21 protein-coding genes are annotated in these 25,167 nt (G+C 72.6%); 4 read left to right on the forward strand and 17 right to left on the reverse strand.

What is annotated here, in order from left to right; all coding sequences use genetic code 11:
• Window positions 1-98 precede the first annotated feature (98 nt).
• The 8 genes from lepB to proS all read right to left on the reverse strand — a co-directional run bounded on the left by lepB (window position 99) and on the right by proS (window position 5,992).
• Window positions 99-878 (reverse strand): signal peptidase I, encoded by a 780-nt coding sequence (lepB, locus tag AB0O29_RS25780; protein ID WP_365155457.1) that lies wholly within the window; start codon window positions 876-878, stop codon window positions 99-101.
• Window positions 879-922: 44 nt separating this feature from the next.
• On the reverse strand, window positions 923-1,273 hold the full coding sequence (gene rplS / locus AB0O29_RS25785; protein ID WP_365155460.1) for a 50S ribosomal protein L19: 351 nt from the start codon (window positions 1,271-1,273) through the stop codon (window positions 923-925).
• Window positions 1,274-1,405: 132 nt separating this feature from the next.
• Window positions 1,406-2,227, reverse strand: a complete 822-nt coding sequence (gene trmD / locus AB0O29_RS25790) for a tRNA (guanosine(37)-N1)-methyltransferase TrmD (protein ID WP_365155463.1) — start codon at window positions 2,225-2,227, stop codon at window positions 1,406-1,408.
• A complete protein-coding gene (gene rimM / locus AB0O29_RS25795) occupies window positions 2,227-2,805 on the reverse strand; it encodes a ribosome maturation factor RimM (protein ID WP_365155466.1) in 579 nt (192 codons plus the stop codon). The genes trmD and rimM overlap by 1 nt, the downstream gene beginning before the upstream one ends.
• Window positions 2,806-2,883: 78 nt before the next feature.
• The gene (locus AB0O29_RS25800) at window positions 2,884-3,123 is read right to left on the reverse strand and encodes an RNA-binding protein (protein WP_042810017.1); all 240 of its coding nucleotides are present in this window, start codon (window positions 3,121-3,123) and stop codon (window positions 2,884-2,886) included.
• 2 nt (window positions 3,124-3,125) lie between these two features.
• On the reverse strand, window positions 3,126-3,563 hold the full coding sequence (gene rpsP, locus AB0O29_RS25805) for a 30S ribosomal protein S16 (RefSeq protein ID WP_365155469.1): 438 nt from the start codon (window positions 3,561-3,563) through the stop codon (window positions 3,126-3,128).
• Window positions 3,564-3,764: 201 nt separating this feature from the next.
• On the reverse strand, window positions 3,765-4,361 hold the full coding sequence (locus AB0O29_RS25810; protein ID WP_344170497.1) for a hypothetical protein: 597 nt from the start codon (window positions 4,359-4,361) through the stop codon (window positions 3,765-3,767).
• A gap of 218 nt (window positions 4,362-4,579) precedes the next feature.
• Entirely contained in the window at window positions 4,580-5,992 is a 1,413-nt protein-coding gene (gene proS / locus AB0O29_RS25815; RefSeq protein ID WP_365155472.1) for a proline--tRNA ligase, read from the reverse strand.
• 131 nt (window positions 5,993-6,123) lie between these two features.
• Here proS and AB0O29_RS25820 point away from each other — a divergent pair, with 131 nt between their 5' ends.
• The gene (locus AB0O29_RS25820) at window positions 6,124-6,831 is read left to right on the forward strand and encodes a methyltransferase type 11 (protein ID WP_365155475.1); all 708 of its coding nucleotides are present in this window, start codon (window positions 6,124-6,126) and stop codon (window positions 6,829-6,831) included.
• 3 nt (window positions 6,832-6,834) lie between these two features.
• On the opposite strand, the gene ftsH is transcribed toward AB0O29_RS25820, so the two are convergent.
• From ftsH to AB0O29_RS25850, 6 genes are all read right to left on the reverse strand, one after another.
• Entirely contained in the window at window positions 6,835-8,766 is a 1,932-nt protein-coding gene (gene ftsH, locus AB0O29_RS25825) for an ATP-dependent zinc metalloprotease FtsH (RefSeq protein WP_365155477.1), read from the reverse strand.
• 116 nt (window positions 8,767-8,882) lie between these two features.
• Window positions 8,883-10,457, reverse strand: a complete 1,575-nt coding sequence (ffh, locus tag AB0O29_RS25830; protein WP_365155480.1) for a signal recognition particle protein — start codon at window positions 10,455-10,457, stop codon at window positions 8,883-8,885.
• A gap of 90 nt (window positions 10,458-10,547) precedes the next feature.
• A complete protein-coding gene (locus tag AB0O29_RS25835; RefSeq protein ID WP_365155483.1) occupies window positions 10,548-12,980 on the reverse strand; it encodes a [protein-PII] uridylyltransferase in 2,433 nt (810 codons plus the stop codon).
• A 19-nt stretch (window positions 12,981-12,999) separates the two neighbouring features.
• Window positions 13,000-13,338 (reverse strand): P-II family nitrogen regulator, encoded by a 339-nt coding sequence (locus tag AB0O29_RS25840; protein ID WP_079429980.1) that lies wholly within the window; start codon window positions 13,336-13,338, stop codon window positions 13,000-13,002.
• The gene (locus AB0O29_RS25845; protein ID WP_365155487.1) at window positions 13,335-14,678 is read right to left on the reverse strand and encodes an ammonium transporter; all 1,344 of its coding nucleotides are present in this window, start codon (window positions 14,676-14,678) and stop codon (window positions 13,335-13,337) included. The genes AB0O29_RS25840 and AB0O29_RS25845 overlap by 4 nt, the downstream gene beginning before the upstream one ends.
• A 262-nt stretch (window positions 14,679-14,940) precedes the next feature.
• Complete coding sequence (locus AB0O29_RS25850) at window positions 14,941-16,434, reverse strand: hypothetical protein (RefSeq protein ID WP_365155490.1); 1,494 nt, start codon at window positions 16,432-16,434, stop codon at window positions 14,941-14,943.
• A 406-nt stretch (window positions 16,435-16,840) separates the two neighbouring features.
• Here AB0O29_RS25850 and AB0O29_RS25855 point away from each other — a divergent pair, with 406 nt between their 5' ends.
• On the forward strand, window positions 16,841-17,509 hold the full coding sequence (locus AB0O29_RS25855; protein WP_365155492.1) for a bifunctional DNA primase/polymerase: 669 nt from the start codon (window positions 16,841-16,843) through the stop codon (window positions 17,507-17,509).
• A 90-nt stretch (window positions 17,510-17,599) separates the two neighbouring features.
• On the opposite strand, the gene ftsY is transcribed toward AB0O29_RS25855, so the two are convergent.
• The gene (gene ftsY / locus AB0O29_RS25860; RefSeq protein ID WP_365155495.1) at window positions 17,600-18,817 is read right to left on the reverse strand and encodes a signal recognition particle-docking protein FtsY; all 1,218 of its coding nucleotides are present in this window, start codon (window positions 18,815-18,817) and stop codon (window positions 17,600-17,602) included.
• A 147-nt stretch (window positions 18,818-18,964) separates the two neighbouring features.
• Here ftsY and AB0O29_RS25865 point away from each other — a divergent pair, with 147 nt between their 5' ends.
• A complete protein-coding gene (locus AB0O29_RS25865) occupies window positions 18,965-20,428 on the forward strand; it encodes a cytosine permease (RefSeq protein ID WP_365155498.1) in 1,464 nt (487 codons plus the stop codon).
• A gap of 63 nt (window positions 20,429-20,491) precedes the next feature.
• Window positions 20,492-21,478: an LLM class flavin-dependent oxidoreductase gene (locus tag AB0O29_RS25870; protein ID WP_365155501.1), complete on the forward strand. Its 987-nt coding sequence runs from the start codon at window positions 20,492-20,494 to the stop codon at window positions 21,476-21,478.
• Window positions 21,479-21,523: 45 nt separating this feature from the next.
• Here AB0O29_RS25870 and AB0O29_RS25875 read toward each other — a convergent pair whose 3' ends face one another.
• Both AB0O29_RS25875 and AB0O29_RS25880 read right to left on the reverse strand, forming a co-directional pair.
• Window positions 21,524-22,960: a sugar porter family MFS transporter gene (locus AB0O29_RS25875; protein ID WP_365155504.1), complete on the reverse strand. Its 1,437-nt coding sequence runs from the start codon at window positions 22,958-22,960 to the stop codon at window positions 21,524-21,526.
• A gap of 183 nt (window positions 22,961-23,143) precedes the next feature.
• On the reverse strand, window positions 23,144-25,167 hold a 2,024-nt coding region (locus AB0O29_RS25880), incomplete at its 5' end, for an AAA family ATPase (RefSeq protein ID WP_365155506.1).

The raw sequence follows: 25,167 nt of genomic DNA on the forward strand, positions 1-25,167 counted from the left end.
CCGGCTCGGGCCCCGGCTCCGGTCGCGGTTCCGACCCCGGTCCCGGCTCCGGCGTCGGCTCCGGCTCCGGCTCCCGGCCGCCGCGCGGACGCCCCCGGCTACCCATGCGGGCCCCCGGTGGCGGCGGTCCCGGACAGCGAGGTCCAGCGGGACGGCGGCCAGCCGGTCCAGTCGGCCCGCCCGATCACCTTCTCCACCGGCACCATCCCGCCGCCCGGCTCCCCGAGGTGGTCCCGGGAGTCCCGGGACTGGGAGCGGTGGTCACCCATGACCCACAGCGTGCCCAGCGGGACGGCGATCCGGAAGGGCACCTTCGAGGGGGTGTCGCCGGGGTACAGGTACGGCTCCTCCACGGGGACCCCGTTGACCCGGATCCGGCCGCCCGCGTCGCAGCAGACCACGTCGTCCCCGCCGACGCCCACGACCCGCTTCACGAAGTCGGTGTCGGAGGGGGCGGCGAGCCCGAGGGCCGAGGCGGCGCCGTGCAGGGCGTCGCCGACCGGGTTGCCGCGGGCGGGTTCCCGTACGAAGGACCCGGTGCCGTCGAAGACCACGACGTCGCCCCGCTGCGGCACGGAGCCGAAACGGTACGCCAGCTTGTTCACCAGGATCCGGTCGCCGACCTGCAGGGTCGGCTCCATGGACCGGCTCGGGATCAGGAAGGGCTGGACCACGAAATTGCTGACCAGCAGCAGGAAGACCGTGCAGGCCACGCCCAGTACCCCGGCCCGCTTCCAGGGCCCGGAGTCGCCGCGGCTCCCGAAGAGCGCGCGAAGCGCCCGGAGCGGACGGTTCCGGGGAAAAGCAGAGCGCGGCCGCCCCTCCCCCTGTTCGGGGGAGGAGTGGCCGCGCTGTGTGAGCTCTGCTTCGGTGTCCATCGGGGGCGAGCCTATCCGGCCGTCCCCGGAACCCGGAGAGGAGATCAGCGGTCGCGCTTCTCCTTGATCTTCGCGGCCTTGCCGCGGAGCTCACGGAGGAAGTACAGCTTGGCGCGACGCACGTCACCGCGGGTGACGAGCTCGATCTTCTCGAAGATCGGGGAGTGGACCGGGAAGGTACGCTCCACGCCGACGCTGAAGGAGACCTTGCGGACCGTGAAGGTCTCCGAGACGCCGGAGCCCTGGCGGCGGATGACAACACCCTTGAACTGCTGGATACGGGAGCGGTTGCCCTCGATCACGCGGACGTGCACGTTGATCGTGTCACCCGGGCGGAAGGACGGGACGTCCGTGCGCAGGGAGCCGGCGTTGACGCCATCGAGCAGGTGAGACATGAGTTCGTCTGCTTTCTTCGCACGACGCCACAGGTCGCCGGTGCGGGTTTCCGGAGAGAATTCGAGAGCCGTGTCACCCGTCGGACGACGATCCCCCTGTGGCAGGGGCGCACGCGAGCACACAGCAGCCGCCTATTCTTCCACGACCTCCGGCCTGCGCCAAAATCGGCCGTCTCCGGACGGTTTCCAGCCCAGGATGCTCAGGATCTCCCGGTCCTTCTTGTCGAAGGCGGAGGCCTCGCAGCGCTCGATCAGGTCGGGGCGGTTCTCGGCGGTGCGGCGGAACGCCTCGTCCCGGCGCCAGCGCGCGATCTTCCCGTGGTGGCCGCTGACCAGCACCTCGGGGATCTCCCGGCCGCGCCAGCGCGGGGGCTTGGTGTAGACGGGGCCCTCCAGCAGGTTGGCCATCTCTCCGGGGGCGAAGGAGTCGTCGCGGTGCGACTCCGCGTTGCCGAGCACCCCGGGCAGCAGCCGGGCCACGGCCTCGGTGACGACCAGGACGGCCGCCTCGCCGCCCGCCAGCACGTAGTCGCCGATGGAGACCTCGTAGACCGGCATGCGGGTCGCGTACTCGTCCATGACGCGGCGGTCGATGCCCTCGTACCGGGCCGGCGTGAAGATCAGCCACGGCCGCTCGGAGAGTTCGACGGCCAGTTCCTGGGTGAAGGGCCGGCCGCTGGGGGTGGGGACGACCATGACGGGACCGTGCGCGCCGGACTCGTAGCCGTCGGCCAGGGCCGCGTCCAGGGCCTCGCCCCAGGGCTCGGTCTTCATGACCATGCCGGGACCGCCGCCGTACGGGGTGTCGTCGACCGTGTTGTGCCGGTCGTAGGTCCAGTCGCGCAGGTCGTGCACGTGGACGTCGAGCTGCCCGCGGGCCCGCGCCTTGCCGACGAGGGAGACGTTCAGGGGCTCCAGGTACTCCGGGAAGATCGTGACGACGTCGAGCCGCATCAGGCGTCGTCCCCGGACTTCTCGGCCTCGGGGGAGGACTCCGCGTCACGCGCGGAGGCGATCTCGGAGCGGTCGTCGATCAGCCCCGGCGGCGGGGTGATGACACAGCGCTGCTCCTCCAGGTCGATCTCGGCGACGATCTCCTCGACGAAGGGGATCATCACCTCGGAGCCGTCGGGGCGCTCGACGATGAAGAGGTCCTGCGAGGGCAGGTGGGAGATCTCGGTGATCCGGCCGATCTCGGTGCCGTCCTCCAGCACCACGTCCAGGTCCATCAGCTGGTGGTCGTAGTACTCGTCCTCCTCCTCCGGCAGCTCCGCGGGGTCCACGTCCGCGATGAGGAGGGTGTTGCGCAGCCCCTCGGCCCCGGTGCGGTCCTTGACCCCCGCGAAGCGCAGCAGGAGCCGGCCGCTGTGCACCCGGCCCGTCTCGATGGTCAGCGGGCCCGCCGACGCCGGGTCGGTGCGGAGGACCGCGCCGGGCGAGAGTCGCAGCTCCGGCTCGTCGGTCCGCACCTCGACGGTGACCTCACCCTTGATCCCGTGGGCGCGGCCGACCCGCGCGACTACCAGCTCCACAACTCTCTCCTGTTCAGACGACGACGGGCCGGGGCGGGCACGAATGCCCTCCCCGGCCCGTGCCGGTGATTCAACTGCTCAGCGGACCTGGTCCACGTCGACGAGGTCGACGCGGATCCCCCGCCCGCCGATGGCGCCCACGACGGTCCGCAGCGCACGTGCGGTGCGGCCGTTGCGGCCGATCACCTTCCCGAGGTCTTCGGGGTGCACCCGGACCTCGAGCACCTGCCCGCGGCGCAGGTTGCGCGAGGCGACCTGCACGTCGTCGGGGTTGTCCACAATGCCCTTTACGAGGTGCTCAAGAGCCTCCTCGAGCATGATCAGGCCTCGGTCGACTCGGCGGCGGCCTCAGCCTCGTCCGCCTTCTTGTCGGCCTTCTTCTTCTGCGTGATGGCCTCGCCCTTGGCCTCGCCGATGCCCTCGAGGGCCTTGGCGAACTCGTCGAAGGAGCGACGCTTGTCTTCCTTCGTGGCCGGCTGCAGCAGCGGCGCGGGGGCCGGGAGGCCCTTGTGCGCCTGCCAGTCACCGGTGAGCTTCAGAATGGCCAGAACGGCGTCGGTGGGCTGGGCGCCCACGGACAGCCAGTACTGCGCGCGCTCGGCGTTGACCTCGATGCGCGACGGGTTGTACGTCGGCTGGTAGATGCCGATCTCCTCGATCGCGCGGCCGTCCCGGCGGGTGCGGGCGTCGGCGACGACGATGCGGTAGTGAGGGGAGCGGATCTTACCGAGGCGCTTGAGCTTGATCTTGACTGCCACTGGAGTGGTGTCTCCTGAACTTGACGTGGTTGGGCACTTGAGATGCCACGTGGGGTTGCGGTACTCGGGTGCCCGATGGACGCGTCAGCCGGAGGAGAGAGGGGTCCTATGCGGCTGTCGAGTACAGCTGCCCATTGTGCCACATGCCCAGGGCGCCTCCGAGCGGGGCGGATCACCACACCGCCCGCCGGGGGCGCCGGGTCAGGACGCCGCCGCGGTGGCCACCTCGGGGATGCGGAACGGCTTCATGCAGCCGCCGCACACGATCGGCGCCTGGGCCAGGACGGAGGGGACGACGCGGACGTTGCGCCCGCAGTCGCAGACCGCCTTGACGCGCACGCCGCCGCCCGAGGAGCCGTGCCGTGCGGCCGGTCCGCGGAAGCTGCGCTTGGTGTCGGCGGCCGTGGCGACCGTGTGCGCCTTGAGGGCGCGCTGGAGCCGCTCGATCGTGGGCCGGTAGCGCTTCTTGGCCTCGGGATTGAGGAAGACCAGGGAGAACCCGCTGCTGGCGTGCGGCTCCTCGGAGTGGTCCAGCCCCATCTCCTCGGCGATCGCGAGGAATCTGCGGTTGTGGTAGCGGCCGGCGCGCGAGGTGTCACGGACCCCGCGGGCGGCCGCGATGCCGTGGACTGCCTCGTGCAGCAGTCGCTCGAAGGAGAGCTCGGCGCCACAGGCGGACGAGGACTCTCCGATCAGGGACTCGGGCGCGGCAAGGTCAGGCAGCTCGGGGTGGTACCGCTGAATGTCGGCCCACGCCTGCGCCAGCTCTGCGGCGAGAACAGGTGGTGTCGTGCTCACGTCGTGACAACGAGCCGGGGTGCCCCGGTGTTCCGATTCCGGGCCATTCCAAATTTTTTGCACGTACCAGTCAGTTCAGTCTCATGCGTCCCGACGAGGACGGGTGCGCCGATCCCAGGAGGAGTCGGTACGTAACGGCGACCGAAAAAACCAGCCCCCGGCGCGCGGCCGAAACCGTGCGCCGGGGGCGTGGGAGTGCTACTCCGGCCTACTCCGGCTCAGTACGAGCGCGCGACGATCGCGAGGGTACCGGGGGCGTCGTCGGACTCCGGCACCGACCCGTCCTCGGCGATGAGGCAGCGGACGGTCACGGCCTGCTCGCCGAGCTTGGCCTCGCCCTCCGGGCCCAGGACGCTCCACGGGATCCGCGCCCAGCCGCCGGCGAGGGCGGCCTCGGAGGCCTCCTCGATGGTGGCGACGTCGGTCGTACGGGCGATCCGGCGCTCGCGGGACTCGCGCAGCAGCTGGGCCTGGTCCTCGTCGAGCACCTTGGGCAGCAGGTCGGCCAGGGCCTCGATCTGCACCGGCTCCTTGCCGCCGGGGATGCGGCGGGCCAGCATCGCGGTGCCGTTCTCCAGGTCGCGGGGGCCGATCTCGATGCGGACCGGTACGCCCTTGAGCTCCCAGTCCACGGCGCGGCGGCCGAAGGGGGTGTCGACGCGGTCGTCCACGTGGACGCGCAGGCCGGCGGCCTTCAGCTGGGCGCCGAGCTCGCGGACCTTGGCCACGGCCTCGTCGCCCTTGATCGCCATGACGACGACCTGGACGTGGGCCAGGCGCGGCGGGACGCGCAGGCCGTTGTCGTCGCCGTGGGACATGATCAGGCCGCCGACCATGCGGGTGGAGACGCCCCACGAGGTCTGCCAGACCAGCTCCTGCTGCCCCTCCTTGGAGAGGTAGGAGGTGTTGAAGGCCTTGGCGAAGTTGGTGCCGAGCTCGTGGCTCGTGCCCATCTGGAGGGCCTTGCCGTCGCCCATCATGCCCTCGAGGGTGAGGGTGTTGATGGCGCCGGCGAAGCGCTCCTTGGGGGTCTTGCGGCCGAGCACGACGTCGATGCCGAGCACGTTGGTCATGAAGTCGCCGTACACGTCCCGGTGGATGTGCGCGGCGTAGTCACGGGCGTCCTCGTAGGTGGCGTGGGCGGTGTGGCCCTCCTGCCAGAGGAACTCGCTCGTGCGGAGGAAGACGCGGGGGCGCATCTCCCAGCGGACGACGTTGGCCCACTGGTTGATCAGCAGGGGCAGGTCGCGGTAGCTCTGGACCCACTTGGAGAAGTAGTCGTTGATGATCGTCTCGGAGGTGGGCCGGACGACGACCGGCTCTTCCAGCTCCTTGCCGCCGCCGTGGGTGACGACCGCGAGCTCGGGGGCGAAGCCCTCGACGTGCTCCGCCTCCTTCGTCAGGTACGACTGCGGGATGAAGAGCGGGAAGTAGGCGTTCTGGGCACCGGCTTCCTTGATCCGGGCGTCCATCTCCTGCTGCATCCGCTCCCACAGGCCGTAGCCGTACGGTCGGATGACCATGGTGCCGCGGACCGGACCGTTGTCGGCCAGCTCGGCCTTGTTGATCAGATCCTGGTACCAGCGGGGGAAATCCTCCGCCTGCGGGGTGAGAACGGGTGCCTTTGCCATGGCGCGAATGGTACGGCGCCGGGCACCGGATGCGTGAATCGGGTGGCGCACTCCTCTGGACGCGGGGGCCGATGGGGAGTTCTCTGGCAACGGGGGCAAGGGGGCGAGACGGAATCAGGAGCGCTCTTTCGATGACACCGACGCCGACGGCGACGCTCGTCGCCCGGGACTGGGCGGAGATCCAGGAACGGATGCTGGTACCGCTGTACGAGGCGGTCTACGACCGGCTGGAGGTCGGGCCGGGCACCCGGCTGCTGGGCCTCGACTGCGGGGCCGGGCTGGCCCTGCTGCTGGCCGCCGGACGGGGCGCCGCCGCCACGGGAGTGGAGGCGGACCCGGCCCGCCGGGCGCTGGCCCGCGAGCGGCTGCTGGAGGTGGTGGCCGGGCCTCCGGCGCCCCCGGCCCGCCCCTACGACGTGCTGCTGGCCTTCTCGCCCGGCCCGGGCGACCTGGCTGCGGCCCTGCCCGCGGTCCGGCGGGGCGGGGCGGTGGTGCTGGCCGGCTGGGGGCCGGCCGAGCGGTGCACGGTGCCGGCGGTGCTGGGCGGCGGGCCGGTGGTCCGGGACCTGGACGCGGTGGCGGAGGGGGCCGGTCTGGTGCCGGACGGGTCCGGGCGGGTGTTCTGCCCCTTCGGCTACGCGGACGCGGACAGCGCGGTGCGCGGGCTGCTGTCGACCGGGCTCTACCCGGTCGCCGGGACCGGCGGCGGGGCCGGGGCGGCGGCGGACCCGGCGCTGGCGGAGAAGGAGCTGGCGGAGGCGCTTCACCCGTACGAGCGGGCCGACGGGGCCGTGTGGCTGCCGAACATCCTTCGGTACGTCATCGCCCGGGTGGCGTAGCGGTCAGCGGGTGCCGTGGTCCTTGGCGAGGCGGGGGACGCCGGCCGCCTCGTACGCCGCGTGCTCGTCCAGGGTCTCGGCGGCCAGCAGGGCCTCGGCGAGGGCGTCGAGCTTCGGGCGGTGCTCCGTCAGCAGGCGGCAGGCCTCCTCGTAGCACTCGTCGACGATCCGGCGCATCTCGTGGTCCACGGCGTCGAGGGTGGAGGGGGCGGCGGTCAGACCGTACGGGCCCTGGCCGTCGGAGGGGATGGCGGTGAGGCGGCCGACGCGCTCGCTCATGCCCCAGCGGCCGACCATGCCGCGCGCGATGTTGGTGACCTGTTCGAGGTCGCTCTCGGCGCCCGTGGTGATCACGTCGTAGACCACGTGCTCGGCGGCCATGCCCCCGAGCGCGCCGATGATGCGGCCCCGCAGGTAGGGCTCGGTGTAGGCGTAGCGGTCCGCGTCGGGGGTGGAGAGGGTGACGCCGAGGGCGCGGCCCCGCGGCACGATGGTGATCTTGCGTACGGGGTCGGCGCCCGGCTGGAGCATGCCCAGCAGGGCGTGGCCGCTCTCGTGGTAGGCCGTGCGGCGGCGTTCCTCCTCGGGCATCACCAGCGGGCGTTCGGCGCCCAGCTGGACCTTCTCCAGGGCGTCGGAGAGGTCGGCCTGGGTGACCGCGTCCTGCCGGCGCTTGACGGCGAGCAGGGCGGCCTCGTTGGCGAGGTTGGCGAGTTCGGCGCCGGTCATGCCGGGGGTGGTGCGGGCCACCTGGGCCAGGTCGACGCCGGACGCGAGGGGGATGTCGCGGGTGTGGATGCGCAGGATCGCCTCGCGGCCCGCCTTGTCGGGCGGGGAGACGGCGACCGTGCGGTCGAAGCGGCCGGGGCGGGTCAGGGCGGGGTCGAGGACGTCGGCGCGGTTGGTGGCGGCCAGGACGACCACGCCCTCGGAGCCGGAGAAGCCGTCCATCTCGGTGAGGATCTGGTTGAGGGTCTGCTCGCGCTCGTCGTGGCCGCCCATGGCGGCGGAGCCGCCGCGGGCCCGCCCGATGGTGTCGATCTCGTCGATGAAGATGATCGCCGGGGCCACCTTGCGGGCCTCGGTGAAGAGCTCGCGCACCCGGGAGGCGCCGACGCCGACGATCATCTCGATGAACTCGGAGGCGGAGGCGGAGAAGAACGGCACCCCGGCCTCGCCGGCGACGGCGCGGGCGAGGAGGGTCTTACCGGTTCCGGGCGGCCCGGCGAGCAGGACCCCGCCGGGCATGCGGGCGCCCAGCCGGTGGTACTGCTCGGGGTTCTTGAGGAAGTCGACGACCTCGCTGAGCTCGCCCTCGACCTCGTCGATGCCGGCCACGTCGTCGAAGGTGGTGCGCTTGGCGCCCTCCAGCTCGACGGGTTTGGGCGGCGCCTTGCGGCCGAACCCGCCGGCCCCGCCCAGGGCGGAGCCCATCCGGCGGGCGATGAGGAGCCACAGGGCCACGATGAGCAGCATCGGGGCGAGGGAGATCAGCAGGTTGGCCAGGAAGCTGCGCTGTTCGACGACCGGGGAGGCGGTGACGGTGACGCCCTTGGAGGTGAGCCCGGACCACAGCTGGTCGTCGGCGAAGGCGGGGCGCTGGGTGACGAACTTCCGGTAGTCGCCGTGGCCGCCGGGGACGGGCTGCTTGTTCTTCAGCTCGCCCTGGATGGCGTCGCCCTTGGAGTAGATCTTCTCGACGTTGCCGTCGGTGACCTGCCTGCTGAACTCCGTGTAGGAGATCGTCGGTCCGTCGCCCTCGTTGAAGAAGGACAGCACGAGGTTGGTGATCAGGTAGACGATCAGGGCGGCGAGGATGAGCCCGCGCCAGCCGCCGGGCGGCTTCCTGCGGGGAGGCGGGCTGGGCGGGGCGCCCTCGGAGCGCCAGGGGGTGTCGGCCCGGTCGCGCGGCGGTACGGGGGTGGGGCTGGGCACGGGGGCGCCTCCTTATGCCGTCCTCCCGGCCGACCATAAGCGACAAAGCGCCCCCGTGCCCGCGCAGCGGAAGGGCCCCGCCGTGCGTGCACGACGGGGCCCTCGGGGTACGACCGCTACTTCATGAACTTCTTGAACTCGTCCGGCAGGTCGAAGTCCTCGCCGGGCTGGCCGCCGCCCGCCGGGAGCCCGAACGGGTTGCCGCCGGCGGCGGGGAGGCCGGGCTGCGGGCCCTGCTCGCGCCGGGCCGCCGCGGCGGCCTCCTCTTCCCTGCGCTTCATCGGGTTGCCGCTCTTGCGCTTGCCCTTGGCCTGCTTGACCTGCTTCTTCTGCCTGCCGGGGCCGCCGCCCATCCCGGGGATGCCGGGCATGCCCGGCATGCCCCCGCCCTGGGCCATGCGGGACATCATCTTGCGGGCGTCGAAGAAGCGCTCGACGAGGTTCTTGACGGCGCTGACCTCGACGCCGGAGCCCTTGGCGATACGGGCGCGGCGCGAGCCGTTGATGATCGTCGGGTCCTGGCGCTCGGCCGGGGTCATCGACTTGATGATCGCGGCGGTGCGGTCCACGTCGCGCTCGTCGATGTTGTTGATCTGGTCCTTGATCTGGCCCATGCCCGGCAGCATGCCGAGGAGCTTGGAGATGGAGCCCATCTTGCGGACCTGCTCCATCTGGGCCAGGAAGTCGTCGAGCGTGAACTCCTTGGGGCCCTTGGCGAGCTTGGCCGCCATCTTCTCGGCCTCGGCCTGGGAGAAGGTCTTCTCGGCCTGCTCGATGAGGGTGAGCATGTCACCCATGTCGAGGATCCGGCCCGCCATGCGGTCCGGGTGGAAGGCGTCGAACTCGTCGAGCTTCTCGCCGTTCGAGGCGAACATGATCTGCTTGCCGGTGACGTGCGCGATGGAGAGCGCGGCACCGCCGCGGGCGTCGCCGTCGAGCTTGGAGAGCACCACGCCGTCGAAGCCGACGCCGTCGCGGAAGGCCTCGGCGGTGTTGACCGCGTCCTGGCCGATCATGGCGTCGACGACGAAGAGGATCTCGTCCGGGCTGACGGCGTCGCGGATGTCCGCGGCCTGCTGCATCAGCTCGGCGTCGATGCCGAGGCGGCCGGCGGTGTCGACGATGACGATGTCGTACTGCTTGGTGCGGGCGTACTCGATCGAGTCCTTGGCCACCTGCACCGGGTCGCCGACGCCGTTGCCGGGGGCGGGCGCGTAGACCGCGACGCCGGCGCGCTCGGCGACGACGCTCAGCTGGTTGACGGCGTTGGGGCGCTGGAGGTCGCAGGCGACGAGCAGCGGGGCGTGGCCCTGGCCCTTGAGCCAGAGGCCCAGCTTTCCGGCGAGGGTGGTCTTACCGGCGCCCTGGAGACCGGCCAGCATGATCACGGTCGGCGCGGTCTTGGCGAAGCGCAGCCGGCGGGTCTCGCCGCCGAGGATGGAGACCAGCTCGTCGTTGACGATCTTGAGGACCTGCTGGCCGGGGTTCAGCGCCTTGCTGACCTCCTCGCCGCGGGCCCTTTCCTTGACGTTCGCGATGAAGGAGCGGACGACGGGGAGCGCGACGTCGGCCTCGAGGAGGGCGATACGGATTTCCCGCGCCGCAGCGTCGATGTCCTGCTCGGAGAGGCGGCCTTTGCCCCGGAGGGACTTGAAGGTCGCGCTGAGGCGGTCGGAAAGCGTATCGAACACGGTGGTCGCGATTCCTCGGGTCGGGGGCGTGATGGTCGCCCCCCAGGGTATCCGGCCCCGCCGCTCCCCGGGGGCGGGGTCGCGGGCCGGCTACTCCAGGGCCGACTGGATCTGGGCGGCGACGCCGGCGGCCGCCGCCGGCGGGAGGGGTTTGCCGTCCGGGTCGACCACGTAGACCGTGTCCACCGCGTTCGCCCCCAGGGTGGAGACGTGGGCGCTGCGGACCCGGACCCCGGAGCGCTCCAGCGCCCGTCCGATCCGGTGCAGCAGCCCCACCGCGTCGGGGGCGCGCACCTCCAGGACCGTGGCCAGGGGCGAGACGTCCGGGACCACCGTGACGCGCGGCGGCGGGGGGACGACCCCGCGGCGGCGCGGGTACGCCGCCTCGCGGGCGGCCAGCTTCGCCGGGACGTCCAGCGAACCGTCCAGCGCCCGCACCAGGTCCGTCCGCAGCCGGGCCGCCTGCGGCAGCGCCCCGAACTCCGCGGCCACCCGCCACCGCAGCACCAGCACCTCGCCGAGGTGCTCCGGCAGTTCCAGGAACCGCAGGTCCGCCGCCCGCACCGTCAGCCGGTGCAGGGCCAGCACCCCGGACACGGCGGGGAGCACCCCGGGCTGGTCGGGGACGGCCACGACCAGCTCGACGCCGACGGCCTCGTCCTCCTCCTGCCGGGCGTGCAGGGTGAGCACGGGCTCCCCGGTGCGCAGCGCCTCCAGCGCGAGGCGCTCCTGTTCGGCGGTGGGGAGGTCCGGCTCGGGGTCGGCCGGCGGGGCCCCGCTCAGCACGGCGGCGACCCGCCGCACCAGGTCGGCCACGAGGGAGCCGCGCCAGGTGCTCCAGGCGGCGGGCCCGGTCGCGAGGGCGTCGGCCTCGGTGAGGGCGTGCAGGATCTCCAGGGTGCCGGTGGACCCGACGGCCCGGGCCACCGCCGTGACGGTCGCCGGGTCGTCGAGGTCGCGGCGGGTCGCGGTGTCCACGAGCAGCAGGTGGTGGCGGACGAGGGTGCCCAGTACGGCGGTGTCCTCGGCGTCGAAGCCCACCCGCGCGGCCATGTCGCGGGCGATGGTCTCGCCGACGACGGAGTGGTCGCCGGGCCAGCCCTTGCCGATGTCGTGCAGCAGGGCCGCCATCAGCAGCAGGTCGGGGCGGCCGACCCGGCGGGTCAGCGCCGAGGCCCGTACGGCGGTCTCGATCAGGTGCCGGTCCACCGTCCAGGTGTGGACGGGGTTGTGCTGGGGGCGGCAGCGCACCCGCTCCCAGTCGGGCAGCAGCCGGGTGATCAGCCCCTCGGCCTCCAGCGCCTCCCACACCCCCACCATAGGCTCCCCCGCGCCCAGCAGGGTGACCAGCTGTTCCCGCGCCTCGGCCGGCCAGGGCACGGGCAGCGGCCGGGCCTGCGCCGCGAGCCGGCGTACGGCGTGCAGCGAGGCCGGCAGCCCGGCCTGCGCGGCGGCGGCCCCGAACCGCAGGGGCAGGACGGGATCGCGGTCGGGCCGGGCGGCGAGCGCGAGGACGGCCTCCCCCTCGGACTCCACCACCCCTTCGGCCAGCGGCGCCCGCTCGGCGGCGGCCGCCGCCCCCCGGGTGCCCAGCAGCCCGCGCAGCCGCGGCCGGGCGGACCGGGCCCGCAGGACCCGTCCGACCTCCCGCCAGGTGACGTCGCCGGCGTAGTCGACCACCCGGGCGGCCTCGTACACCTCGCGCAGCAGCGCGTCCGCGTCGAGCAGTCCCAGCCGGGCGGCGACCTGGGGCTGCTCCTGGAGGGAGAGCCGGTCGGTGGCCCGGCCGGTGACCAGGTGCAGGGCGTCCCGCGCGTCCAGCAGCCGGCGCCGGGCCTCGGCCAGTCCCTCGCGCGGGGCGTCGGCCAGCCAGGACGCGGCGACGGCCCGCAGGGCGGTGGCGTCGCGGATCCCGCCGCGCGCCTCCTTCAGGTCGGGTTCCAGCAGGAACCGCAGCTCCCCGGCCCGTTCGGCGCGCTCGCGGCACAGGGAGTGCAGCTGCGGCAGCCGCTTGGCGGCCTGGTTGCGCCAGTCGGCGAGCACCGAGGTGCGCAGTCCGGCGAGGAGCCCGGCGTCGCCCGCGACGAGGCGGGCGTCCAGCAGCCCGAGGTGCGCCTTGAGGTCGTCGGCGGCGACCTTGCGGGCCTCGCCGGGGGTGCGCACGGAGTGGTCGAGGGCGACCCCGGTGTCCCAGACGGGGTACCAGAGGCGGTCGGCGAGGGCGCCCAGGGCCTGGGGGCGGGCCTTGCCGTCGTGCAGGAGCAGCAGGTCGAGGTCGCTGCGCGGGGAGAGTTCCCCGCGTCCGTAGCCGCCGACGGCGACGAGGGCCGCGCCCCGGACGCCGGCCTCCCGGGCGGCGGTCGCGAACAGTCCGGTCAGCCACCGGTCCGTCAGGGCGGACAGGCCGGAACGCCGGGACGGCCCGGACCGCGACTCCTCCCCGAGGAGTCGCAGCCGGGCCTCGGCGTATCCGCCGGGTCCGGGGCCGGTGGGGTCTTCCGTGGTCTCTTCGACGCTCGTCACCCGTGGCTCCCGTCGTCCGCTAGAGCGCGTCCGCGCCGCGCTCGCCGGTGCGGACCCGGACCACCGAGTCCACGGGGACGCTCCACACCTTGCCGTCGCCGATCTTCTCGGTGCGGGCGGCGCTGACGATGACGTTGACGAGCTCCTCGGCCTCGTCGTCGTCGGCGAGGACCTCGATGCGGATCTTCGGTACGAGGTCGACGGTGTACTCGGCTCCGCGGTAGACCTCGGTGTGGCCGCGCTGGCGGCCGTATCCGCTGGCCTCGGAGACGGTCAGGCCCTGGACTCCGAAGGCCTGGAGGGCCTCCTTGATGTCGTCGAGCTTGTAGGGCTTGACGATGGCGGTGATCAGCTTCATGCGTCGACCTTCTTGTTGGCGGCCACGGGGGCGTGGGAGGCGGCGGGGCGTACGGAGATCCCGCCGCCGGCGCCGCTGAAGTCGTAGGCGGTCTCGGCGTGCTCGGCCTGGTCGATGCCGGAGACCTCGACGTCCTCGGCGACCCGCATCCCGATGGTCTTGTCGAGGAGGAAGGCCATGATCGCCGATACGACGAGGGAGTAGGCGAGGACGGAGAAGACCCCGACGGCCTGCTTGCCGAGCTGGTCGAAGCCGCCGCCGTAGAAGAGGCCCTTGGCGTCGGACTGGACGCCGCCGGTGGCGAAGAGGCCGACGAGGAGGGAGCCGGCCACGCCGCCGACGAGGTGGACGCCGACCACGTCGAGGGAGTCGTCGTAGCCGAAGCGGTACTTCAGGCCGACGGCCATGGCGCACAGCACACCGGCGATGGCGCCGACGGCGATCGCGCCGAGCGGGCTGACGGATCCGCCGGCGGGGGTGATGGCGACGAGGCCGGCGACCGCGCCGGAGGCGGCGCCGAGGGTGGTGAAGGAGCCGTGGCGCAGCTTCTCGTAGGCGAGCCAGGCGAGCATGGCGGCGGCGGTGGCGACCTGGGTGTTGACGAACATGACGGCGCCGACGCCGTCGTCGTTGCCGAGCCAGGATCCGGCGTTGAAGCCGAACCAGCCGAACCAGAGCAGGCCGGCGCCGAGCATCACCAGGGGGAGGCTGTGCGGGCGCATCGGGTCCTTCTTGAAGCCGACGCGCTTGCCGATGACCAGGATGACGCCGAAGGCGGCGGCGCCCGCGTTGATGTGGACGGCGGTGCCGCCGGCGAAGTCGATGACGCCGAGCTTGAACAGCCAGCCGCCGGTGCCCCACACCCAGTGGGCGACGGGGAAGTAGACGACGGTGACCCACAGGGCGGTGAAGAGCACCCAGGCGCTGAACTTGACGCGGTCGGCGAGGGCGCCGCTGATCAGGGCGGGGGTGATGACCGCGAACATCAGCTGGAAGACGGCGAAGACGTAGACGGGGATGGTGTAGCCGTCCCAGAGCTCGGTGAGGCCGATGCCGCTGAGGCCGACGTAGTCGGAGTTCCAGCCGATGACCGAGCCGGAGTCGGTGCCGAAGGCGAGGCTGAAGCCGTAGAGCACCCACAGGATCGTGACGATCCCCAGGCTGACGAAGCTCATCATCAGCATGTTGAGGCTGCTCTTGACGCGGACCATGCCTCCGTAGAAGAAGGCGAGTCCCGGGGTCATCAGCATGACCAGGGCGGAGCAGATGAGCATGAACCCGGTGTTCGCGGCAGACAGGGTCGGGGTGTCTGCAGCGAGGGTCGTGATGGCTGATGCCATCGGCGTCTCCTCGTCGTCGGTACGTTCGCGTGCGGGCGATCGTGGGGAACCTGAGCGGCGGCGTAAGGTCTGGCCGGTTATTGGCCCTGAGGTTCGCGCAGGCCGGTTTCCGGCGGCGCCGCTCGGTGTTTCGCCCCGATGACGAAGAGGTCGGGCGTGTTACGCCTGAATGAACCGGTGAGGTGCGGGTCCGGTCCGTGTCATGTGAGGGTCAGGCGGGGGTCGGGCGCACGTCAGGGGCGCGCCCGGGCCCCGGGGCGGCTCAGACGGCCTCGGCGGCCTCGGGGAGGCGGGAGGCGAGGAGGTCGGTCAGCCGGACGACCTCGGCGACGTCGCCGTATTCACGGGCGGCGATGTCGACGGTCTTGCGGAGCCGGGTGTTCACCCGTTCGGAGCGCACTTTTCGCGCCACGCCGAGGGCCTGGTCGACGAGGACGGTCGCCTGCTCGGGCTCGCGCTGGAGCAGGTGGACGGTGGCCATGCCGATGAGGTTGAGGGCGTAGGAGCGCTGGTGGACCTCGTCCTTGGCGAAGAGCTCGACGGCCCGCTCCATGACGGGTTCGGCGAGGGAGGCGTACGTGGGGCTGCGCCCGGCGACGTAGGCCAGGTCCCGGTAGGAGTGGGAGTTCTCGCCGTTGAGTTCGGCCTCGGAGAAGAAGCCGATCCAGTCGGGTTCCGGTTCGCCGCCGAGCCCGACGTCGCCGAAGGTGTCCTCGGCCATCCGGACGGCCCGCTTGCAGCGGCTGGGCTGGCCCATGTTGGCGTAGGCGCGGGCCTCCATGGCGTAGAGCATGGCCTGGGTGCGCGGTCCGGCGCAGTCGCGGCTGCCGTACTGGGCGAGGTGGATGAGTTCCAGGGCGTCCTCGGGGCGGCCGAGGTGGATCATCTGGCGGCTCATGCCGGAGAGGATGTAGGAGCCGAGCGGCTTGTCCCCGGCCTCCTTCGCGGCGTGCAGGGCGAGGACGAAGTACTTCTGGGCGGTGGGGTGGAGCCCGATGTCGTAGCTCATCCAGCCGGCGAGTTCGGCGAGTTCGGCGGCCACCTTGAAGAGCCGCTTCATGACGGGCGCCGGGTGGCTCTCCTGGAGCAGGTCGGTGACCTCGTGGAGCTGGCCGACGACGGCCTTGCGGCGCAGTCCGCCGCCGCACTGGGCGTCCCACTGGCGGAACATCACGGTGGTGGCCTCGAGGAGGTCGAGTTCCGGTTCGGAGAGGCGCGGCGGCCGGTAGCCGGAGGGGGCGCCGGCGGGCCCGCCCGCCTCGCGCGCGGCGGGGTCGGCGTCCGGGGCCGGGACGAGCCAGCGCTGCATGGGCTCGATGAGGGCGGGGCCGGCGGAGAGGGCGAGGGAGGTCCCCAGGAAGCCGCGGCGGGCCAGCATGAGGTCGCTGCGGGAGAACTCGCTGAGCAGCTCCACGGTCTGCGGGCCCGCCCAGGGCAGGTCGACGCCGGAGACGGAGGGGGTCTGGTGGGCGCTGCGCAGGCCGAGCTGTTCGATGGCGACGACGGCGCCGAAGCGCTCGGAGAAGAGCTCCGAGAGGATGCGCGGCACGGGTTCGCGGGGCTGTTCGCCGTCGAGCCAGCGGCGGACGCGGGAGGTGTCGGTGCTGATGTGGTGGGCGCCCATCTGGCGGGCCCGGCGGTTGACCTGGCGGGCGAGCTCGCCCTTGGACCAGCCGCTCCGGACGAACCAGGAGGTCAGCTGTTCGTTGCGGTCGGCTGACTCCCCGCCCGTTCCGCTTGCGCCGCTGCCGCTCACTGGAACGCCCCCATCCGCATCGCCTCTTCACACGAAACCCTGGCCGGGGCGGCTCCTGCCGCCTGGGACCTTCACAGGTCCTCCACGCATTGCCTCCGGCATACCCACGGATGGGCCCGCCTCACGGGTTCGTGCACCGAAAGTAATCCTACGATCACCCCGTCGGCGAGGTCGATCCTGGAAACGCCACCATTCGCCACCCCTTCGAATGAACTCGCCACCGGCCAGGCGCGATTCACTTGACAGGAAGGCGAAACGGAACGGTTGGACGGGAGCGCGCCCGGGGCGTGCGCGGCGGGGAGTGCGCCGGGCGGGCTCGGTGGAAGGCGCGCTCCACCCGGCCTCCGAGAGGTCTCGCCGACGTCGTAACCACCGGCGCGTCCGACCCGTTGGAGGGGGCATGGGCATGGGCTTCACGATCGGCGGCAGCCGCGGCACCAAGGAATTCCGTTCCGGCGTCCGGCGCCGCGGCCGCACCTCGGAGTGCACGACGGTGGCGGAGTACACCGGCCTCTGGGGCTGGGACGCGGTCCCCGGCGCCCGCGCCGCGGCTCCGGCCCGCGACTGCTCCTGCGGTCATACGAACTGCCTCACGCCGGGGGCGCATCCGCTGGACTTCGCTCCCACCGTCCCCGGCGGCGCCACCCTGGACGAGGTCACGGAGATCTGGGGCGAGTACCCGGGCGCGGCGATCCTGCTCCCGGTCGGCCGGGCCTTCGACGTCATCGAGGTCTCGGCCGAGGCCGGGCGGCGCGCGCTGGTCCGCATGGAGCGGATGGGCCTGCCGCTGGGCCCGGTGACGGCCACCCCCGACGGCCGGGCGCAGTTCTTCGTGGCCCCCGGCGCCGCGGCCGAGCTGCCCGAGCTGCTGTACCGGATGGGCTGGGACGACGCGGACCTGGACCTGCGCGCCCTGGGCCCCGGAGCCTTCCTGACCGCCCCGCCCTGCGACCACGCGGGCCTCGGCCCGGCGGTCTGGCTGCGCGGGCCCGCGCTGGACTCCGCGGGCGGGCCCCCGCAGGCCCGGCTGCTGCTGGGCACCCTCGCCTACACCTGTCACCGCTTCCGGCACTGACCTCCCGCCGCGGCCCCCGCACACGGCAGTGCCCCCGCGCCCGGAACACCGGGACGCGGGGGCACTCGTCTGCGGAGCGGGTCCGGCCGCTCAGTCGCCGATCAGGGCGTCCACGAACGCCTCCGGCTCGAAGGGGGCCAGGTCGTCCGCGCCCTCGCCGAGGCCGATCAGCTTGACCGGGACGCCCAGCTCGCGCTGGACGGCCACGACGATGCCGCCCTTGGCGGTGCCGTCGAGCTTGGTGAGCACGATGCCGGTGATGTCGACGACCTCGGCGAACACGCGCGCCTGGGTCAGGCCGTTCTGGCCGGTGGTGGCGTCGAGGACGAGCAGGATCTCGTCCAGCGGGCCGTGCTTCTCCACGACGCGCTTGACCTTGCCGAGCTCGTCCATGAGGCCGGTCTTGGTGTGCAGGCGGCCGGCGGTGTCGATGAGCACGACGTCCGCGCCCTCGGCGATGCCCTCCTTGACGGCGTCGTAGGCGATCGACGCGGGGTCGCCGCCCTCGGGGCCGCGCACGGTGCGGGCGCCGACGCGCTCGCCCCAGGTCTGGAGCTGGTCGGCGGCGGCGGCGCGGAAGGTGTCGGCGGCGCCGAGGACCACGCTGCGGCCGTCGGCGACGAGCACGCGGGCGAGCTTGCCGGTGGTGGTGGTCTTGCCGGTGCCGTTGACGCCGACGACCATCACGACGGCCGGGGTCTCGGCGCCGCCCTCGGTCTTCACGGCACGGTCGAAGTCGGTGCCGACGAGGGCGACCAGCTCCTCCTTCAGCAGGCCGCGCAGCTCGGCGGGGGTGCGGGTGCCGAGCACCTTGACCCGCTCGCGCAGCCGCTCCACCAGCTCCTGGGTGGGAGCGACGCCGACGTCGGCGATGAGGAGGGTCTCCTCGATCTCCTCCCAGGTGTCCTCGTCGAGGTGCTCGCGCGAGAGCAGCGTGAGCAGGCCCTTGCCGAGGGAGTTCTGCGAACGCGCGAGCCGCGCGCGCAGCCGGACCAGGCGGCCGGCCGTGGGCTCGGGCACCTCGATCTCGGGCGCGGCCGGGGCCTCGGGCTCCGCGGCCGGCGCCTCCACCGGAGCCTCGGCCTCCGCCTGCGGGAGCCCGACCTCCTCGATGGTGCGGCGCGGCTCTTCCGCCGTCTCTACGGCGTCCTCCCCCACCTGCGGTTCGGCAGGCGGGGCAGTGATGGTCGGCGTGCTCGGCGGCGCCGTGGGGGGCAGCTGCTTCTTCTTGCGGCTGCTGACCACGAGCCCGCTGATCGCGCCGACCGCGACCAGGGCGATGACTACAGCAAGGATCAGGATTTCCATAACGGACCCAGTATCGGACACGGGTCGCCCGGGAGCCCGGACCTTGGACGTTCCCACCGGGCCCTAAGCCTCTATTTGTGGTCTTAACGTCAAATCTACGATGATGGGCAACTTATCCCCCGACCACCCCGCCCGCACGGAGTACGCATGCCTGCCGCAGAGAACGCCGCCGACGGTGCGGTCGAGAGCCGGGGCCTGGAGCCCGTACCGGACGGCGAGCGCGGCGGCCGCGTCCGCGAGCTCGTCCCCACCTGGGTGGCCGCGAACATCAGCGTGCTGCTGCTCACCATGGGCGCGGGGCTGGTGATCTTCAACAAGCTGAACATCTGGCAGGTGCTGGTCGTCGCGGTGGCCGCGCCGGTCGTCTCGTACGGGCTGGTCGGGCTGATCTCGATCGCGGGCAAGCGCGGCGGCGCCCCCGGCATGGCCCTGTCGCGGGCCGTCTTCGGCCAGCGCGGCAACCTCTTCCCCGGGGCGCTGATCTGGGTGGCCCGCTGGGGCTGGGAGACGATCAACGCGGTCAGCGGCGCCTACGCCGTCCTGACCGTCCTGGACCTGCTCTTCGGGATCAAGAGCAACACCGCCCTGATCGTCGTCACCCTGCTGTTCTTCGTGGGCTGCACCTTCGTGGTGTCGGGGCTCGGGATCAACGCGCTGCGCGTCTGCTCGACCTGGTCGACGTACCTCTTCGGCGCCTTCAGCGTGCTCGTCCTCGGCTACCTGCTCTTCACCACCGACTGGTCCGCCGTCCTCGGCAAGCCGGCCGGTTCGACGGCCATGATGATCGCGGGCATCGGCACCATCGCGGCGGGCGGCATCAGCTGGGTGCCGTCCGGCCCGGACTTCACCCGCTACCTGCCCCGCACCGCCTCCGCCAAGGGCGTGGTCGGCGCGACGATCGGCGGGGCCGGCGTGGTCGTGCTGCCCATGGTGCTGATGGGCGCGGTGATGGCCGTCGGCACGCCGGACCTGGCGAGCGCGCAGGACCCGGTCTCCTTCATCGGCGAGCTGCTGCCGACCTGGATCGCGGTCCCGTACCTGCTGATCGCCCTCCTCGGGATGCTGCTGATCAACTCGATGTCGATGTACTCGGCCGGCTTCACCGCGCAGACCCTCGGGCTCAAGGTGCCGCGCGCCTGGGCGGTCAGCGTCAACGCGGTCATCAGCCTGGTCTTCGGCTTCCTGCTGATGGTGGTCTCGACCGGCTTCTTCGGCTCGTTCATCTCCTTCCTGACCCTGCTGGCCGTGGCCTTCTCCGCGTGGATCGGGGTCTTCGGCGTGGACATGCTGCGCCGCACCTCCTACGACGGCGCGGCGCTGCTGGACACCACCCGCACCAGCGCCTACTGGTACCGGGGCGGCTTCGCCTGGCAGGCGATGACGGCCTGGGGGCTGGCCCTGGTGGTGGGCACGCTGTTCACGAAGGTGGACTGGTTCACCGGCCCGCTCGCCTCGACGTGGATCGGCGAGAACGGCCTGGGCTGGGTGGCCGGCATCGTGACCTCCGGCGTGCTGTACGCCGTGCTGCCGCGCGGGGCCTGCGCCGCACCGGCGGCCCACGGGCCGGCCGCGGAGCCGGAGCGCGAGCCCGCCGGAACCCTGTCCAACTGACGCTCCGTCAGCTAACGTCCCCCTTCGCCCGCCCGACCGCATCCGGCGAAGGGGAACCCCTCCATGCCCATCACCGTGGCCCGCTTCAACCTCGTCGACCCGAACGGCACCCCCGCGAGCCTCGCCGCCCGCTACCAGGCGGCCGTGGAGATGGCCCGCTACGCCGACGAGCACGGGATCGACACGATCCAGACCGAGGAGCACCACGGGACGGACAACCACTGGCTGCCCTCCCCCTTCGCGTTCGCGGGCGCGGTGCTCGGCGCCACCCGGCGGATCGCGGTAACCGTCTCGGCGATCATCGGCCCGCTGCACGACCCGCTGAAGGTGGCCGAGGACATCGCCGTCCTGGACCTGATCGGCGGCGGGCGGCTGGTGACGGTGGCCGGCATCGGCTACCGGCCCGAGGAGTACGAGCAGCACGGGGTGGAGTGGGGGCGGCGCGGCCGGCTCCAGGACGAGCTGCTGGAGACCCTGCTCAAGGCGTGGACCGGCGAGCCCTTCGAGTTCCGCGGCCGCACGGTGAAGGTGACCCCGGTGCCCTTCACCCAGCCGCACCCGATGCTGCTGGTGGGCGGGAGTTCGAAGGCGGCGGCGCGGCGGGCGGCCCGGCTCGGCCTGCCCTTCTTCCCGAGCGCCCACCTGCCGGAGCTGGAGGAGTACTACCGGGAGCGGCTCGCCGAGTACGGCACCGAGGGCTTCTGCATGATGCCGGCGGAGCGGACGCCGCTGCTGCACGTCGCGGAGGACCCGGACCGGGCGTGGGCGGAGTACGGGGGGCACTTCCTGCACGAGGCGGGGATGTACGCGTCCTGGCAGTCCAAGGACATCCGCTCGGCGGTCCGCTCCGGCGCCCGCACGGTCGGGGAGCTGCGGGCCGAGGGGGTCTACCGGATCCTCTCCCCGGAGGAAGCCGTGGCCTTCGGCCGGGAGGCGGGCGGGGCGGGGAACCTGGTGCTGCACCCGCTGTGCGGCGGGATGCCGGTGGAGGAGGGGTGGCGCAGCCTGCGGCTGCTGTGCGAACGGGTGCTGCCCCGGCTCAGTCCCTGAGCCGGGGCAGCACCGCGGAGGAGAGGGGGTGGTGGCGGGGAATGGTTACCCCATCTCCTCCAACGCCTTGCCCTTGGTCTCCGGCACCCACTTGAGGATGAAGGGGATCGAGAGCACGGCGAAGACCGTGTAGATGACGTACGCCCCGGACAGGTTCCAGTCCGACAGGGTCGGGAAGCTGACGGTGATGACCCAGTTGGCGACCCACTGGGCGGCGGCGGCGACACCGAGCGCGGCGGCGCGGATGCGGTTGGGGAACATCTCGCCGAGCAGCACCCAGACCACCACGCCCCACGACAGGGCGAAGAAGAGCACGAAGGCGTGCGCGGCGATCAGGGCGACGGTGCCCTGGGCCTCCGGCATGGAGATCTCGCCGGCGACGTCGCTCTTGTACGAGAACGCCCAGGCGCACAGGCCCAGCGAGAGCGCCATGCCGGCCGAGCCGATCAGCGCGAGCGGCTTGCGGCCGATGCGGTCGACGAAGATCATCGCGATCACCGTGCCGATGATGTTGATGATCGACGTGGTGAAGGAGTACAGGAACGAGCTGGTCGGGTCGATGCCGACGGACTGCCACAGCGAGGAGCTGTAGTAGAAGATCACGTTGATGCCGACGAGCTGCTGGAAGACCGAGAGGCCGATGCCGATCCAGACGATGGGCAGCAGGCCGAAGCGGCCGCCGAGCAGGTCCCTGAAGGTGGACTTGTGCTCGGAGCGCATCGCCGACTCGATCTCGGCCACGCGGGCGTCCAGGTCGGTGCGCGCCCCCTCGACCTCGGCGAGCACCGAGCGGGCCTCGTCGGTGCGGCCGACGGAGATCAGGAAGCGCGGGGACTCGGGGATGACGAAGGACATCAGCCCGTAGAGCACGGCGGGGACGACCATCACGCCGAGCATCCACTGCCAGGCCTCCAGGCCGCCGACCTTGCCGCGCTGGTCGCCGTGGGCGAGGTTGAGGATGCCCCAGTTGACCAGCTGCGAGATGGCGATGCCGATGACGATGGCGGCCTGCTGGAAGGAGGCGAGCCGGCCGCGGTAGGCGGGCGGGGAGACCTCGGCGATGTAGGCGGGGCCGATCACGGAGGCCATGCCGATGCCGAAGCCGCCGATCACGCGCCAGACGGCGAGGTCCCACAGGGCGAAGGGCAGGGCCGAGCCGATGGCGCTCGCGGTGAACAGCACGGCCGCGATCTGCATGCAGCGGATGCGGCCGATCCGGTCGGCGATCCGGCCGGCGGTGGCGGCGCCGACGGCGCAGCCGATCAGTGCGGCGGCGATCACCTGGGCGAGCGCGCCGGAGCCGATGTCGAAGCGGTCGCGGATGGCCACGACGGCGCCGTTGATCACGGAGCTGTCGTAGCCGAAGAGGAATCCGCCCATCGCGGCGGCCGCGGTGATGAAGATGACGTGGCCGAGGTGGTCGGGCTGGGACGCGTTGCCGCCGCCGCCCGACGCCGCAGACTGCGCTGTGCTGCTGGTCAAGGTGAGCTCCGTGGGGGGTTCTGTCCGTATCTCCTAGTGGCGCACAGGTCAAGATCGGGCACCACCCGGAGCCGGGAGACAGCCCAGAGCTTATGTGTTCATTTTCTGAAGTCAATAGCTGATGCGAAGGTGGCTGCACCGTCAGAATCCAGCCATTGTCTTCACTTCTTAAAGGATCAACCTTCAGCGGAGGCGCTGACTGATCACCTTCGACACCCCGTCGCCCTGCATCGAGACCCCGTAGAGGGCGTCCGCGACCTCCATGGTCCGCTTCTGGTGGGTGATGACGATCAGCTGCGAGCTCTCCTGGAGCTCCTCCATGATCCGGATCAGCCGCTGGAGGTTGGTGTCGTCCAAGGCCGCCTCGACCTCGTCCATCACGTAGAAGGGGCTGGGGCGCGCCTTGAAGATGGAGACCAGCAGCGCCACGGCCGTCAGGGAGCGCTCGCCGCCGGACAGCAGGGACAGCCGCTTGACCTTCTTGCCCGGCGGACGGGCTTCCACGTCCACCCCGGTGGCCAGCATGTTGTCCGGGTCCGTGAGCACCAGACGGCCCTCCCCGCCGGGGAACAGCCGCGAGAACACCCCCTCGAACTCGCGGGCGGTGTCCCGGTAGGCCTCGGTGAAGACCTGCTCGACCCGCTGGTCCACCTCCTTCACCACTTGAAGGAGGTCGGTACGCGTCTTCCTCAGGTCCTCCAGTTGCTCGCTGAGGAACCGGTGGCGCTCCTCCAGGGCCGCGAACTCCTCCAGCGCGAGCGGGTTGACCTTGCCGAGCTGCTGGTAGGCGCGCTCGGCCGCCTTGAGCCGCTTCTCCTGGCGGGCCCGGTCGAAGGGGCCGGGCCGGTTGCGCGGGTGGTCGGGGTCCTCCGGGAGCACCTCGCCCTCGGCGGGCGGGGACGGCGGGACCGGCTGGTCGGGCCCGTACTCCGCGACGAGCGCGGCCGGCTCCACGCCGAGCTCCTCCAGGGCGCGGCCCTCCAGCTGCTCGATGCGCAGCCGCTGCTCCGCGCCGAGCACCTCGCCCCGGTGCACCGAGTCGGTGAGCTTGTCGAGCTCTCCCTTCAGGTCACGGCCCCGGCTCCGGGCCTCGCCGAGCTCCCGCTCGCGCAGCCCCTTGGCCTCCTCGGCGGCCGTACGCTCCCGCTCCGCCCGGCCGACGGACACCTCCAGGTGCGCCAGCAGCTGCCGGGCCCCGTCGGCGACGGCCCGGGCGACCCCGGCCTCGTACCGCATCCGCTCCCGGCGCCGCTCGGCCCGGGCCCGCGCCTCGCGCTCGGCGCGGGCACCCCGGTCGAGCGCGTCGGCCCGTCCCGCGAGTCCCTTCACCCGCTCCTCGTGGGTGCGCAGCTGGAGCCGCGCCTCCATCTCGGTCTGCCGCGCGTTGGCCCCGTCGGCGGCGAGGCGGTCCCGCGCGGAGGTGTCGGGCTCCTCCTCTACGGGCAGCTCCTCCACGGCCGCGAGCCGCCCCGCGCACTCCTCGACGTCGACCCGCGCGCGCTCCAGCGACTCCTCGGCGGTGGCCACGGCCAGGGCGCCGCGCTCCGCCTCGCCGAGGGCCGCCTTCGCCTGCCCGGCCAGCCGCCCGAGCTGCTGCGCGGCCCCGGCCCGGGCCTGCTCCCCGGCCCGCCGCAGCTCACCGAGCTCCTCGACCCGTGCGGCGGCGCCGGCCCGCAGCGACCGGGCCTCCTCCTCGGCCCCGGAGAGCTCCCGGCACTCCCGCTCCAGCCGCTCCAGCTCCGCGTCCGCCTCGTCCACGGCGGCCCGCACCTCGATGAGGCTCGGCGCCCCGGCGGACCCGCCGTGCGCGAGGTGCGCGCCGAGCACGTCCCCGTCGGCGGTCACGGCGACGAGCTCGGGCCGCCCGGCGACCAGTGCCTCGGCCTCCTCCAGGGTCCCGACGACCACGTACCCCCGCAGCACCCACGCGACGGCCCGCACGGCCTCGGCATCCCCCCGCACCAGCCCGGCGGCCTCACGCCACCCGCCCACGACACCGCCGGAGCCCCCCTCCGGCCCCACCGACACCTGCGCCACGGGCTCCGGGGCCGAGCCCCGCACCTCCAGCCCCGCCGGCGATTGAGGCGCGGGGTCCGGGGCGGAGCCACGCACACCCAGCCCCACCGGCGCCTGCGCCACGGGCTCCGGGGTCGAACCCCGCACATCCAGCCCCGCCGGCGATTCAGGCGCGGGGTCCGGGGCGGAGC

It is taken from the genome of Streptomyces sp. NPDC089915 (assembly GCF_040684675.1).
Taxonomy (GTDB): domain Bacteria; phylum Actinomycetota; class Actinomycetes; order Streptomycetales; family Streptomycetaceae; genus Streptomyces.

What these genes read in the sequence shown, in the direction of transcription:
- ftsY (WP_365155495.1), bottom strand. Translation starts at nt 18,817, where the DNA reads ATGGAAATCCTGATCCTTGCTGTAGTCATCGCCCTGGTCGCGGTCGGC.
- lepB (WP_365155457.1), bottom strand. Translation starts at nt 878, where the DNA reads ATGGACACCGAAGCAGAGCTCACACAGCGCGGCCACTCCTCCCCCGAA.
- rplS (WP_365155460.1), bottom strand. Translation starts at nt 1,273, where the DNA reads ATGTCTCACCTGCTCGATGGCGTCAACGCCGGCTCCCTGCGCACGGAC.
- AB0O29_RS25840 (WP_079429980.1), bottom strand. Translation starts at nt 13,338, where the DNA reads ATGAAGCTGATCACCGCCATCGTCAAGCCCTACAAGCTCGACGACATC.
- AB0O29_RS25800 (WP_042810017.1), bottom strand. Translation starts at nt 3,123, where the DNA reads ATGCTCGAGGAGGCTCTTGAGCACCTCGTAAAGGGCATTGTGGACAAC.
- AB0O29_RS25870 (WP_365155501.1), top strand. Translation starts at nt 20,492, where the DNA reads ATGCCCATCACCGTGGCCCGCTTCAACCTCGTCGACCCGAACGGCACC.
- AB0O29_RS25865 (WP_365155498.1), top strand. Translation starts at nt 18,965, where the DNA reads ATGCCTGCCGCAGAGAACGCCGCCGACGGTGCGGTCGAGAGCCGGGGC.
- AB0O29_RS25855 (WP_365155492.1), top strand. Translation starts at nt 16,841, where the DNA reads ATGGGCTTCACGATCGGCGGCAGCCGCGGCACCAAGGAATTCCGTTCC.
- trmD (WP_365155463.1), bottom strand. Translation starts at nt 2,227, where the DNA reads ATGCGGCTCGACGTCGTCACGATCTTCCCGGAGTACCTGGAGCCCCTG.
- AB0O29_RS25820 (WP_365155475.1), top strand. Translation starts at nt 6,124, where the DNA reads ATGACACCGACGCCGACGGCGACGCTCGTCGCCCGGGACTGGGCGGAG.
- AB0O29_RS25845 (WP_365155487.1), bottom strand. Translation starts at nt 14,678, where the DNA reads ATGGCATCAGCCATCACGACCCTCGCTGCAGACACCCCGACCCTGTCT.
- proS (WP_365155472.1), bottom strand. Translation starts at nt 5,992, where the DNA reads ATGGCAAAGGCACCCGTTCTCACCCCGCAGGCGGAGGATTTCCCCCGC.